The sequence below is a fragment of the Streptomyces sp. NBC_01241 genome, from assembly GCF_041435435.1.
GTDB lineage: Bacteria > Actinomycetota > Actinomycetes > Streptomycetales > Streptomycetaceae > Streptomyces.
In genome coordinates, this window is sequence record NZ_CP108494.1 from 977,995 (window position 1) to 990,997 (window position 13,003).

Genomic DNA, 13,003 nt, shown 5'->3' on the forward strand with positions numbered 1-13,003 from the left:
CGCCCTGCCGGGCGGTGCGGTCAGACGGCGAATTCGACCGGCAGGCTGTCCAGCCGCGACTCCCAGGTGGAGGCCGTGGAGGTGAGTTCCGACGGCGACACCGCCAGGCGCAGCCCCGGCAGCCGGTGCAGCAGGACGTCGACCGCCGTCTCGATGATGGCCTGGCCCAGGTTCTGTCCGGGGCATTCGTGCGGGCCGGCGCTGAAGGCAAGGTGCGAGGCGTTGCCCTGGACCGAGATACCGGTGTCGGGGCGGATCTCGGGGTCGTGGTTGCCGGCCGCGAGGCCCAGCACGAGCAGATCGCCCTCTTTGACCGGGCAGCCGCCGAGTTCCAGGTCGGCGGTGGCGAACCGCCCCGGCAGCACCGCGAGCGGCGGGGAGTTCCACATCACCTCCTCCACGACCGCGGACAGGTTCAGCTGCCCGCTCACCAGACCGGACAGCCAGGAGGCGTCGGTGAGGACGAGCTGGAGCGCCCGGGCCAGCAGGTTACTGGTCGTGGTGTGGGCTGTAATCAGCACCAGGCGCAGGTGGTTGACGATCTCCTCCTCGTCGAGACCGGAGTGGTGCTCGATGAGGCCGGAAGCGAAGTCGGATCCGGGTTCCGTGCGTTTGCGCGCGGCGAGTTCGCCGAGGATGCCCATGATGCGCTCGTTGTGCGTGAGGGCGTCCGCGCCGCCCTTGATCACCTGCTTGCTTGACTCGGCGAGGCTGCGCCCTTCTCTCTCGGCGAGTCCGAAGACGCGGGTGAGGACGAGCATCGGCAGGTATTCGGCGAAGTCGGCCACCAGGTCGGCCCGGCCGGTGTCGGCGAACGCGTCGATCTGCTTGTTCGCGAAGTGCGTGATATGACGTCGGATACCCCGGCCGGCTACGGCGTACAGGTTGTCGGTCACCGCCCCGCGCAGCCGGCGGTGCGGTTCGCCGTCCTGCGAGACGCAGTCCGGGCGCCAGCCCACCATCTGCATCAGCGGGGACGTCGCGTCGATCCGGCCCTCCCTGAAGTCCCGCCAGATCCGCGAGTCACGGCTGAACTGCAGGGGGTTGTCCAGCACCCGCCGGTTCTCCCGGTAACCGAGCACCAGCCAGGCGGGGACGTCTCCCTCCAGCAGCACGGGCGCGACGGAGCCGTACTCCCCCCGCAGCCGTTTGTAGATGATGTGGGGATCGGTCGCCACCGCGGGGCCGTAGAGCCGGATGGCGTCCTCACCGTGGGCGACGGGGCATCCGCCGTCAACGGGTCCGGGCAGGGTCTGGTCGTTCATCGGAGCTCCAGGGCGGCGACCGAGCGGTCCTTCAGATGCCGAATCAGGGTGACGAGCACATCACGGCTGGCGGCCCGGTCGCGGGCGTCGAAGGAGACGACCGGCGTATGCGGGGGGATGTCCAGGGCGTCGCGGATCTCATCGACCGGGTAGTCACAGGAGTCAGGGAAGACATTGAGCGCGATGACGAAGGGAACCTTCTGCCGCTCCATCTCCTCGATCGCCCGGAAGCTGGAGGCCAGCCTCCGGGTGTCCACCAGGACGACCGCACCGAGCGCACCCTTGAACAGACCGTTCCACAGGAACCAGAACCGCTCCTGGCCGGGCGTACCGAACAGGTACAGCATCAGCGAGTCGTTGAGGCCGATCTTGCCGAAGTCCAGGCTGACGGTGGTCTGTGTCTTCTCGGCGACGCCGACGAGGTGGTCGACGTCGGCGCTGGCCTCGGTGAGAGTCTCCTCGGTGGTCAGCGGCTTGATATCGCTGACCGAGCGGACCATGGTGGTCTTGCCCGTGCCGAAGCCTCCGGCGATCATCACCTTCACCGAGCGGGTGCCCCCGGCACCCGACCGCCCGGGTTGGTCAAAGCCTTTGAAGTCCACTGAGTACCTCCTCAAGGAGCGCCAGGTCGGGCCCGCGCCCGGCGTCGTGTGCCGGGATGGGGTCACGGGCTTCGATACGGCCCGCCTGGAGCAGGTCGGACAGCAGCACCGCGAGAATGTTGAAGGGCAGATGGAGGTGGGCACCGAGTTCCGCCACCGCCAGCGGATCGCGGCATCGCCGAAGGATCTCCTCGTGCTCGTGCTGCATACCCGGTAGGGGGACAGCCCGTGAGACCACGAGGGTCGCCACGTCGAGAGTCGACGCCGAACCGCCCGGTCCGCTGCGCCCTCCGGTGAGGACGTAGTAGCGCTCAAGACCGGACGGGTCGGCCGGCCCGCGGAGAGCACTCATCCAGAGCGCTCCTCCAGGCGCGGCGTGGTGCCGAGGAGTTCACCCATTCTGCGGGCGAGGTCCCTCATCTGGTGACCGAGCAGGCCCTGGTCGAGGCCCTCGCGGGCCAGGACACCGAGATACGCCTCCATGCCCGCGCGGACCACGAAGAGGTGCCCGCCGTCCACTTCGATCATCGCCAGTCGCAGCTGCCCCGCGTGCTGCGGGAACTGCTCGGCAACCGGTTGGGCCAGGGCCTGCAGCCCGGCCACCACGGCGGCGAAGCGGTCCACGTCGTCGGGGTCTTCGGCGCCGTGGGCGGTGATGGCCTTGCCGTCGCTGGAGGCCACGAGGGCGAAGCGGATCTCCTGGATGCTCTCCACAAGGTCGCGCAGCGCCCAGCTCACGTCTGTTCCCTGGTGCGTCATGGGGACTAGTCGCTCTCTTCAGTACGGTGCTCGGTGGACGCTCCACCGGCGGTCGTGTCACGGTCGCCCGCGGCCTCGGGGGTCGGGGACGCGCAGGCCGACGGGCCGGGGTCGCGTCCAGCTGCGGCAAAGGCAGCGAGGCCGGCGAAGGAGGCGTCCGGCGGAACGGCGGAGACGGCAGCCCGGTCGGCGCGCTCGGACGGCGTCGATCCGGTAGCCGGCTCACCGCGTCGGCTCCGGCGCCGGGGCAGACCGCCCGGCGTGGTGTCCACGGCCTCATCGGCGGGGGCAGAGACGGCGACCGGTCCGTGCTCCGGGGCCGCCTGTGCGACGGCGGGCGGGGCGTCCCCGGCCGACGCGGTCTCCGGAGCGGTGACGGCGGGCGCGGGGGGCGAGGCGAGAGCCGGCAGCGGGCTGAAGTACTTGTGCGGTACGACGACCACGACGGAGGTGCCCAGCCACGGCGAGTCGGCGAAGGTGACGCGGATGCCGTAGCGGCGGGCGAGGATACCGACGACGCGCAGACCGATGTTCGCGTCCTCCGAAATACCGCCGAGGCCCGCGCCGGGCGCGGAGCCCGCGAGGGCGTGTTCGGCCTCGCTCTTCTTCTCCTCGCTCAGGCCCTTGCCGGAGTCCTGGATCTCGATACCGACGCCGTTGGGGACCTCCTTGCCGGAGACAACCACCGGCTCGGCGGGCGGCGAGTACCGCGCGGCATTGTCCAGCAGGTGGGCGAAGATCAGCGTCAGATGGTCCACCAGGCCGCCGTCGACACCCAGTTCGGGCAGATGGCGCACCTGGACGCGTTGAAAGTCCTTGATCCGGCCGATGCCGCCGCGCACCACACTCAGCAGACGCTGCGGATCCTGCCACTGCCGGCCCGGGCGGTCGGAGCCGCCGAGCACGCCGATGCTGGCGGCGAGGCAGTCGGCGGGGCCGATGGCCTGGTCGAGTTCCATCAGGCCCCCGGCGACGGCCGGCAGCCGGCCATGCTCGCCCTGCATGTCGTGCAGCCGGCCACGGAGCTTGCTGGTCAGGACGTGGATGCGGTTACCGACACCGATGACCGCCTGTTCGGCGGAGGTCGAGCGGTCGATCTCGGCCTCGATACCGATCAGCGCGGTCCTGATGACCTTGCCCAGTTCGGCCTGCAGGTCGGCACCGGCCTTCACGCGCTGCTCGACGGCCGGCAGAATGTCGTCGATGGCGTCGCCGGCGCGCAGCCGCCGCATCGCGTCGGGCAGTTGCTCCTCGCCGAGCCGGGACACCGCGGCCAGATAGTGGTCCACGCGCTCCTGCAAGGACTCGGCCTGCTCAGCGAACCGGGTCTCGAACGCCGTGGCCTGCTCCGCCAGCTGCGCCTCGTACGTCCGCGCCTGCTCGGCGAGCTGTCCCTCCTGGGCGGCGAGCTGGGTGACGAAATTCCGCTCCATGCCGGCCACATGCTGCTGCCACTGCTGAGAGTGCTCGGCCTGTGCGTTGCGGTGAGCCTCCTCGGCTCGGCTCAACTGCGCGCGGGTGCGCAGGAGAAGGCGTACGCACACGGTGCCGGCCGCCGTCACCGCAAATCCGGCGACGGCCGCGGTTATCCGCTCCGAGCTCATGAACGTGGCGGCTATCGTCCCGCCTCCCAGGCCCAGTGGCATCAGCCACCAGCTGTGCCAGGCGACAGGGGCCCGCGCAGCCGGAGGCGGAGTGGCGAGTTCCATCTGCATCCTTCGAAGCAAAACGATTGAACAGGGGAGTGCGCAAGGACCGCACTGATGACTACGCACCACGAGCCGATCGCTTACGATCGGTCAACTCGTGGGCACCACCGGGAGCTTATCGGTTACGAACCCTAAAAGATCAATTCCGCGAAGTTGCGGGACCGAGGATCCCGCTGCGCTCCGCCCTGGGCCTGGCGAGCAGCATCAGATGATCGCTCTCCAGCCACGACTCATAGCCCACATGCCCGCCGCCGGTCGCCGACCAGTACCAGCCGCACCAGTCGCCCTGATTCCGAAAGCGAACCGGCGTTCAGGCCGTACGCCTCGGAGCGCACCGGCCACAGCCCCACAAGGGCTGTGGCCGGGCTGTGGCGTTCTGCAACAGCCCGGCCACACCGGCTGCCGCTGGTGAGAGCGCGGACACCTCCCGCGTGCAGGTCATGCTCAAGGGGGCCGGGACCAGCGGCCCGAACCCGAAGGCGCTGTTGCAGTACTTCTGTTTCCGCAGTTCATTGATACCGCCCACGGCCGGCCGGTCGCCGCGCAGACCGGGCTGCTCAGCATGCCGCACCTGACCGCATGCTCCGTTGTCTGCCTTGCCGTCGGTGTCCTGGTCCGCGCAGTCCCGAAGACCCGGCCTCGGCCGCCCTGGCCGTCACCCGCATCAGCGGTGCCATGATGATCGTCATCGGCGCCTTCCGCTCGTGGAACGCCTGGCCGGCTGAGGAACTTGTCCCACTCCACCCGACACGGACTCGAAGGAGAGCATGTACGTGGAAGACCAGACGCAGCAGGAACAGGCAAGCCCCGCCGTGCAGAAGCGTGTCCAGGACAGCTTCGACCGCCAGGGCCTCATGGCCCACCTCGGCGCGCGCCTCGCACACATCGGCCCAGGCCGCGTGCACATCGTTCTTTTGGCCCGTCCAGAGGTGTCCCAGCAGCACGGCTACGTCCACGCGGGAGCGACCAGTGCCATCGCGGACAGCGCCGGCGGTTACGCGGCGCTCACGCTGTTCTCCGAGGACTCCGACGTCCTCACCGTCGAGTACAAGATCAACCTCCTCGCACCCGCCGTCGGCGACCATCTGGAGGCGGTCGGCACCGTCCTGAAACCCGGACGCACCCTGACTGTCTGCCAGTTGGAGGTGTACGGCGTCCGGGAAGGTGGCGAGCGCAAGCTCGTCGCCAACGGACAGCAAACGCTGATCCGCATCAGCAGGCCCGCCCAGTGAGCCCCCCGTCGTCTCTTGCGATCTTGTGCGGCCTCTTGGCGTAATCGCTGCCGTTCGAGAGCCTCGTTCTTCCTCCGCTGAGTCCGAGCAGTCGCAAACGCCGTCAGACCGCTGCCCAGCAGAGTGCACGGGCGTCACGTCCCCGACCGTGAAGATGCCGAACTGCATGGGTCTCTCATCTTTCCGGCAATCGTGTGCGGTGGGGAACGCTGGGCGCCGGCCGCACGGGCGTCATGACTGTGCGCGCACGGGATCGAGTCCTCCAGCGCCCGTCTCGGGCGAGTCTGCGTCATGCGCTGCTGTGTGTGACGGATGGTTACCGTCGGGGCCGGCTTCGGATCCGATGCCCCGCTGCAGAGAAGGGAGTTCATCCATGGCGCATGAGCAGATCCTGGTGCTTGCCGCGACGGGCGGGCAGGGCGGTGCCGTGACCGACGCGCTGCTCGCCCGCGGGGCCCGGATCAGGGCGCTGGTCCGCGACCCCGGCCGGAGTGCCGCGCGGCAACTGGCCGACCGGGGTGTGGAGGTGGTTGCGGGTTCCCTGAACGATCCCGGGTCGCTCGCCGCGGCCATGAAGGGGGTGGCCGGTGTCTTCGCGTTCACCACCCCCTTCGAGGCCGGTGTCGAGGCGGAGGTGGACCAGGGGCGGGCGATCCTCGCCGCAGCAGCGCAGGAGCACGTTCCACATCTCGTGTTCAGCTCGGTCGCCGGGGCCGACCAGGACAGCGGGGTACCGCATTTCGAGAGCAAGGCGCGCATCGAGGCGGAACTGGCCGCGGGCGATGTGCCGTACACAATCCTGGGGCCGACGTACTTCTTCGACAACGCGCTCGGCGGAGCGCGGCGCATCCTCGACGGCGTGCTCGATCTCCCGCTGCCGCCCGATCGGCCATTGCAGCAGCTCGCCCGGCCCGACCTCGGCGCGTTCGCCGCGGACGTGCTGCTCGACCCCGCTCCGTACATCGGACAGCGCATCGAGCTGGCCGGCGACGCACCCACTCCCACACAGATGGCGACCGCGCTCGGCGCGGCGCTGGGACGGGAGGTCCGCCACGAGTACGTCCCGCTGACGGCCATCGGCAATCCGGACATGCACGCGATGTGGACGTTTCTGAACGGCCCCGGCTACCGCGTCGACATCCCCGCCCTCCATGCCGCCCACCCGCAGATCCACTGGACCGGCTTCGCCGACTGGGCGCGCCGCACCTGGGCCACCGGGGGCTGAACCGGGCCGTCCGCAGACCGGCCGGCTCGCCGGGCCGCGCGCACGAGCATGCCCGGCGAGCCCCGCCGCCCCCGGGTCTCACGCATTCACGCGATGTGGCGAACATGCCCCACTGGCACGGTGTGTCCGGAAAGCGCACTGATCGAAGGGCGGAGATCATGTCGCCGCATTCATCCCTGCCGGAACCCGGGCCTTCGCGCACCCCTGCACCACGCGCGCGGTGCCCACCCCCCGACGCGTTCCGGCGAGAGCGCTGTGGCTGGAGGCGGTTCCCTCCTCATCTCGGATTCGACCGAGGCCTCGACAGCATCCGCCCGGAACGAGCGAGCCGCTCGTGTCCGATTCGCTCGGCAGCGTGCCGGTCACAGCCATCCGCAGCGCTGAGCCTGCAAAGCCAGCTGGAAACGGTTCTCGGCGCCCAGCTGAGCCATCAGGATCTGCAGGCGGCGAAACAGCGTGCGGCGACTGATTCCCATCTCACGGGCGATGACGTCGTCGCTCGCTCCACCCGCGAGGAGCCAGAGCACGCGGCGGTCGGCGGGCGGCACACCGCCTGGGCGGGTGGTGCGGCCGTGGAACGGCAGGGCGCTCTGCCAGGACTGCTCGAACAGCGCCACGAGCGCGGAGAGCAGGCCGCACGGCTGCACGACCAGCATGGAGTTGTGTACGTCGGCCTCTTTGATCGACAACGACACGAGCGCGTACGCCTCGTCGATGATCACGAGTTTGACCGGCACCGACGGCACCACTCTGGCCTGCTCGCCGGCCTTGATGCACGGTTCGATGGCCTCCTTCAGATGGCCCGGATGCTCCAGAGACTCCCGTGAGTACACGACCCGCTGCGTCACCCCGCGGGCGAGCGTGGCCAGCGCGTCGTCCGTGGCCCCGGACAACGGGAAATACGGTGGTGACTCGAACTGACGAATCTGATCGCGGGCGCTCGCCCAAGCATGACGAATCCTGGGGCCAATGGCGTCGCCGGTGACGACCTCGACGAGATTGTCGTTGTACGCGGCGAGCCGCTGTCGCCGGAACGACTCGAACGCGCCCCCGACGGTGATACGCGACTCCTCGAGTTCGGCTGCCCTATGCCGGGCGAGGATCTCCAGGCCCGCGGCGGGCGGAACCGGGGCCACCACGTCCCCGCCCCGCCCGGCGGCACTGGCCAGACCAGCGTCCACCAGCACGCCGTACGCCGTGTCGAGCTCCGCACCGTCCAGACCGGCCGTGGTTCCGATCGCACTCAACGGAGCGGGGGCCAGCTCCAGCAGCGCCAGATAGACCTGGCCCGCCGCCTGGTCGATGCCCAGAAGCCGAAGGGCCTCGCCGAGTTTCACGTTCGTCATACGCCAAATTATCGACGACTCCTCGCGTCGCTGTGGCCGATCTGTGCCAGTGGCGGTCCTCGGCACCAAAGGCGTGCGGTGCGGGTTACGGTCCGAGAGCCGCCGGCAACCGGCGGCAGCGAGGGCGTCCGGGTCGCACCGGGAGGGAGCCCGGCCCGTCCGCAGGGCTCCCCCTGCCCCTCGCCGGCGAGGAACCGACCCAGAAGAAGGTGTATGACGTGGCGAAAGCGCGAAAGAACGGTCTCTACACAGGGATCTCCGAGGAACTGTCCGCTCTGATGCGGACGGGATGGGCGGACACCGAACGGCAGGACCTGCTGCTCGGCGAGCAGGCTCCGTACGCGGCCCGCCGCCGCGCCGCGCTCTCCGCGCGCTTCCCCGGCGAACGCCTGGTGATCCCCTCGGGGAATCTCAAGGTCCGTTCCAACGACGACACCTACCCGTTCCGCCCGTACTCGGGCTACGTGCACATGACGGGAGACCAGGTCCGGGACGGCGCGCTCGTCCTCGAACCCCGTGCGGACGGCGGCCATGACGCCTACTGCTACCAGCTGCCGCGGGACAGCAGGGACAACGACGAGTTCTGGGTCGGCTACACGGCGGAGCTGTGGATGGGCCGGCGCCGCTCCCTCGCCGAGTCGGAGCTCGTACTCGGTCTGCCCTGCAGGGACGTCCGCACGGCGGCCGGTGACCTGGCCGCCGCCTCCGGTGCGCCGACCCGGATCGTCCGGGATCTCGACCCGTCCCTGGAGGCCGCCGTCACCACAGATGAGGAGCGCGACGCCGAACTGGAAGAGGCGCTCAGTGATCTCCGTCTCGTCAAGGACGACTGGGAGATCACCGAGCTCCGCAAGGCCGTGGACTCCACCGTGCGCGGATTCACCGATGTGATCGGTGAGCTCTCCCGGGCGGTCGCGTCGTCCGAGCGGTGGATCGAGGGCACGTTCTTCCGCCGCGCACGCCTCGAGGGCAACTCCGTCGGCTACGGCTCGATCTGCGCCGCGGGCGAGCACGCCACGATCATGCACTGGACGGACAACGACGGTCCGGTGCGTCCGGGGGACCTGCTCCTGCTCGACGCCGGTGTGGAGACGCACACCCTCTACACCGCCGACGTCACACGCACGCTTCCGATCAGCGGCACTTTTACGCCCCTGCAGCGCAAGGTGTACGACGCGGTGTACGAGGCCCAGGAGGCCGGCATGGCCGCCGTCAAGCCGGGTGCCGCGTACCATGACTTCCACGAGGCGTCCCAGCGCCACCTGGCGGCCCGGCTGGTCGAGTGGGGCTTCATCGAAGGCCCGGCCGATCGCGCGTACGAACTCGGCCTCCAGCGTCGCTTCACCATGGCGGGCACCGGTCACATGCTCGGTCTGGACGTCCATGACTGCGCGCAGGCCCGGCACGAGGAATACGTCGACGGCGTACTGGAGCCGGGCATGGTGCTCACCGTCGAGCCCGGTCTGTACTTCCAGCCGGATGACCTCACCGTGCCCGCCGAATGGCGCGGCATCGGCGTCCGGATCGAGGATGACCTGGTCGTGACCCAGGACGGCCACGAGAACCTGTCGGCGGGCCTGCCGCGGTCGGCGGACGAAGTCGAGGCGTGGATGGCCCGGTTCGCGGGCTGACAGCGTCGCGGCAGAAGCCGGACGGCCTGACCACGGGCGTGGTCAGGCCGTATCGTGGCCAAGTTCGTCGACCTTCCCATCGCCCAGGCCCAGGCCCAGGTCCAGGTCCAGGTCCAACAGGACGCATCCCTCAAGATCACCGTCCGTAATCATCCGTCTACGACGTCCAAGCCGACTACGGGATCGTTGGGCAGGTCGACCGGACATTCCGCGACGCCGCGAACAAGGTGATCGCCGCCGCTCAGGCCGACGGCAGCCTCTCAACGGCCCTGGCCGAATCGACGGACTCTGTTCCATGAAGAAAGGCGGGTGATCGCCATGGAATCCACGTTCCTCGGCTCTGGTACACCCTGGAGATCACCGCCGTCACCTTCGTGCTCAACATGATCCTCGCGGTACCGGTGGCCCGGGCCACATGTCGGAGGTCCGGCGGTGACCGCGGCCGCGCCGACGACAGAGGCAACTGGCTCACTAGCGCCGTAATGGCCTACAACCACGGAACAGCCGGCCGGCGACCGGGCACGCTCTTCGGAGGCATCACCTATACGCCGCGATCCCGCTCGTGTCCTGGAGCGGGGCAAACTCAGCATGCGCTACAACCGCTGTCAGCTCGAATCCGCACAGCGCTTTCCTGACGTTCCTCACTTGGAGCCGACGACGTGGAGCTGTTCGACCTCGTCGACGCACTGGCAGGGTCACCGGAGCTCCGGCTCGAGGTCGACTTCGAGGTCGGCGACCTGCTGTCTGTTCGACACCCCGGTGTGGGTCACCGAACCAATGCCCCACGTCGCCGACCGGGCGGACGACGACACTGCCGTCACCTCGGGGTGATGCCACGGCGCGCGCGACCACATTGTCAGTTCTGGGGTTCCCCGAGCCGGCGCAGGGCGCTCAGGCTCGGCAGGAAGCAGTACTCGCCGCCGCGGGTCACGACGAACCGCGGCAGTGGCGTGAGGCGCCGTCGCAACGGCCGCCGGGGAATCGTGAAGCCGGTGACTCCGTCGTGGGATCCGGTAACGGGGTCTTTGGTGTTGCCCGCGCCGAAGAAGACGCCGTCGTTCATCCATTCCGACTGGACGAACTCGAACTGCCGCCCGAGGTGCGCACCGATGAACGCGAACATCAGGCCGCGGTCGGCCCCGTCGTCCTCCAGAACTCCCTCGGGCAGCGGCGGACCGTAGGCGGCGCCGCGTCTGATCATGCGGTGCAGTCGCACTTCTCCCGCCACCGAGGCGTCGCGGGGGTTGGCCCGGCGGATGTGGCAGCCGCCGGGCGTGATGAATCCCGCCGGATCGTCGCGCTCGTACAGGAAGGTGTTGCGGCGGTGCGGGTCGGCACCGAGAGCGGGGTCGTCGTGTTGCGGGCTGAGCGCAAGGGGGGCTCCGCTGCGCCAGCGTCCCATGATCTTGGCCGCGAGCAGTTCCTCGTCTTCGGGAGAAGTGGCGTTGTCCCGCAGATAGCGCCGGAACGCGGCGACGTCCTGGTAGAGCTTTCGGAAGACCGCGTAGCTGCCGTTGCGCCCCAGGACCTCCGGCTGCGGGGTCTGGAGACCGCCGATCTCGTCCCGGTAGCCGAGCACGAACTCCCCGGCCTTCAGCGGCGACTCCAGCCGGTTCGACCCGGCGATGCCGCTTCCTTCGACGGCTGGATGGCTGACGCCGTCGCGGTAGCCGAAATGCTCGGTCTCGGTGGGCAGCGCGTAGCAGTCCTGCCGCCAGATCGCGGTCACACCGGAAAGGTGGTCGTACGCGGGCCGGGCCCGATCGAGGGCCTCCTCCAACTGCGGGGGGTCAGGCGCGACCGCCGTGAGCACCACATGGATGTCCGGCGTGCCCAGCGGCGCTTCCCAGTTCTCGGGGCTGCTGTCGCCGACATCGCCCAGCGTTTTGGCCCGGGCGGCCATCCCCTGCCGGAACTCCCAGGCGAACGTGTCCAGTGATGCGCGCGGCACACCCAGGGCCTCCAGACCGTGGCAGGAGACCGCGACACTGACCCAGGTGTCCCCCCGGGGGCTGACCGAGTCGGCGGCGGAGGTCACCACCGCGCTCGCGCGCCGCATCAGCTCCCGCCCGGCCGCCCGGTCATCGACGCGGAACACAAGGTAGGTCGCCGCGTAGGGAGTCGGCCGAGGGCTGAGGACCCCGCGCTGAATATCGTCGAGTTCCAACGCAACTTGCTCAGACCCGCTCACGGTTCGCCTCCCTGCGGTACTACTTCGAGACGAGGTTCCGCCAGAAGTTCCGCAGACTTTCGTCGCCGCCGAACAGCGAACTGAAGATCGTGGAGTCCGCCAGCAGCACATCGCCGGCCCGCTCACCGCTCGGAGGCATCCACAGGAACATGTTGAACTCGGTGTTGCCGGCCTCGATGAACGGGTGCGGCCTGGAGGTGTCTATCGGCTGCCGGGCCAGCACGCGTATGACATCCGGCTCTTCGGTCGTCACGGCGTAATGCGGAAGGTGCTGGTGGAAATTGAAGTTGGTCACCCCGTCCAGCCACCCTTTCGCGTCCAGGTCCCTCACCGTGGAGAGCGGGGCGATCTTATTCTTCTCCCGCACCGCGGGGCGCAGTCCGTAGCAGTTCTCGACCGGCACCGCGAGGCCCTGCATCAAGCCACGGACGTAGGCGGCGAATCGTTGCTGGCGGGGGACCAAGGGATCGCCGTGATGGTGGTACTCCACGTCCCGCACGGTCAAATCGTCCGATGCCCCGACGTCATGGTGAGGCCCCAGTACCAGACGGGCGTCCTCCCGGCCGAGGAAGGCCCGCAGTGCCTCAACCTCCTCGGGCCGGGCCTCCTGACCGGTGACCATGTGGTCCAGCCCGAACACGAAAAGAGTGTCGGTGTCGGCCAGTACGCGCTCGTCGAGCGGGGTCCGGAAACCGGCCTGGTCGATGCGCTGATACACCGGGACGGGGTGCCCGGTGACCTCCTCGACGAACTGTTGAAACGGCACCCAGGCCCAGAAGAACAATTCCAGTGAGCCGGCGATGCCCTGCTGGAACTGCAACGGGTCGGACCACTTCGGGTCCTCGTAGGCAGGCCACGCCGCCCGTCTGACCTCCGTCATCGTGGAGAACCGGTTGTCCAGTTCAGCCGGATTCCTGCCCGCCTCGGCCGGATAGCTCCACGAGACGTAGATGCTCACCCGTCGCCGACCAGGGGTGTATTCGCGCGGGTTGTGGTTCTGATTGTAGGTGCGCGCGGTCCTGACCTGGCTCATCTCGTCTCCG

General features: G+C 69.1%; 11 protein-coding genes. 3 read left to right on the top strand and 8 right to left on the bottom strand.

Annotated elements, in window-relative coordinates:
- Nucleotides 1-20: 20 nt before the first annotated feature.
- Genes OG306_RS03850 through OG306_RS03870 form a run of 5 tightly spaced genes read right to left on the bottom strand, consistent with a single transcriptional unit; the run spans nt 21 to nt 4,335 of the window.
- Complete coding sequence (locus tag OG306_RS03850) at nt 21-1,265, bottom strand: cytochrome P450 (RefSeq protein WP_266744634.1); 1,245 nt, start codon at nt 1,263-1,265, stop codon at nt 21-23.
- Nucleotides 1,262-1,867, bottom strand: coding sequence for a GTP-binding protein (locus tag OG306_RS03855; protein ID WP_266744635.1), 606 nt, complete (start codon nt 1,865-1,867; stop codon nt 1,262-1,264). The genes OG306_RS03850 and OG306_RS03855 overlap by 4 nt, the downstream gene beginning before the upstream one ends.
- Nucleotides 1,848-2,219 (bottom strand): DUF742 domain-containing protein, encoded by a 372-nt coding sequence (locus tag OG306_RS03860; protein WP_266744636.1) that lies wholly within the window; start codon nt 2,217-2,219, stop codon nt 1,848-1,850. The genes OG306_RS03855 and OG306_RS03860 overlap by 20 nt, the downstream gene beginning before the upstream one ends.
- Nucleotides 2,216-2,626, bottom strand: coding sequence for a roadblock/LC7 domain-containing protein (locus OG306_RS03865; protein WP_266744637.1), 411 nt, complete (start codon nt 2,624-2,626; stop codon nt 2,216-2,218). Before OG306_RS03865 ends, OG306_RS03860 begins: the two co-directional genes overlap by 4 nt.
- Nucleotides 2,627-2,631: 5 nt before the next feature.
- Nucleotides 2,632-4,335 carry an ATP-binding protein gene (locus OG306_RS03870; protein WP_266744638.1) on the bottom strand — a complete coding sequence of 568 codons (1,704 nt, stop codon included), beginning with the start codon at nt 4,333-4,335 and terminating at the stop codon, nt 2,632-2,634.
- A 767-nt stretch (nt 4,336-5,102) separates the two neighbouring features.
- Here OG306_RS03870 and OG306_RS03875 point away from each other — a divergent pair.
- Both OG306_RS03875 and OG306_RS03880 read left to right on the top strand, forming a co-directional pair.
- Complete coding sequence (locus OG306_RS03875) at nt 5,103-5,567, top strand: PaaI family thioesterase (protein WP_371665128.1); 465 nt, start codon at nt 5,103-5,105, stop codon at nt 5,565-5,567.
- A gap of 373 nt (nt 5,568-5,940) precedes the next feature.
- Complete coding sequence (locus OG306_RS03880) at nt 5,941-6,792, top strand: NmrA/HSCARG family protein (protein WP_266744640.1); 852 nt, start codon at nt 5,941-5,943, stop codon at nt 6,790-6,792.
- 362 nt (nt 6,793-7,154) lie between these two features.
- Here OG306_RS03880 and OG306_RS03885 read toward each other — a convergent pair whose 3' ends face one another.
- Complete coding sequence (locus OG306_RS03885) at nt 7,155-8,138, bottom strand: LuxR family transcriptional regulator (protein ID WP_266744641.1); 984 nt, start codon at nt 8,136-8,138, stop codon at nt 7,155-7,157.
- Nucleotides 8,139-8,356: 218 nt separating this feature from the next.
- On the opposite strand from OG306_RS03885, the gene OG306_RS03890 reads away from it, so the two are divergent.
- Nucleotides 8,357-9,769 carry an aminopeptidase P family protein gene (locus OG306_RS03890; RefSeq protein ID WP_266907364.1) on the top strand — a complete coding sequence of 471 codons (1,413 nt, stop codon included), beginning with the start codon at nt 8,357-8,359 and terminating at the stop codon, nt 9,767-9,769.
- Nucleotides 9,770-10,625: 856 nt separating this feature from the next.
- On the opposite strand, the gene OG306_RS03895 is transcribed toward OG306_RS03890, so the two are convergent.
- Both OG306_RS03895 and OG306_RS03900 read right to left on the bottom strand, forming a co-directional pair.
- Nucleotides 10,626-11,960, bottom strand: a complete 1,335-nt coding sequence (locus OG306_RS03895) for a Dyp-type peroxidase (RefSeq protein WP_266907362.1) — start codon at nt 11,958-11,960, stop codon at nt 10,626-10,628.
- A 19-nt stretch (nt 11,961-11,979) separates the two neighbouring features.
- A complete protein-coding gene (locus OG306_RS03900) occupies nt 11,980-12,993 on the bottom strand; it encodes a hypothetical protein (protein ID WP_266907360.1) in 1,014 nt (337 codons plus the stop codon).
- Nucleotides 12,994-13,003 lie beyond the last annotated feature (10 nt).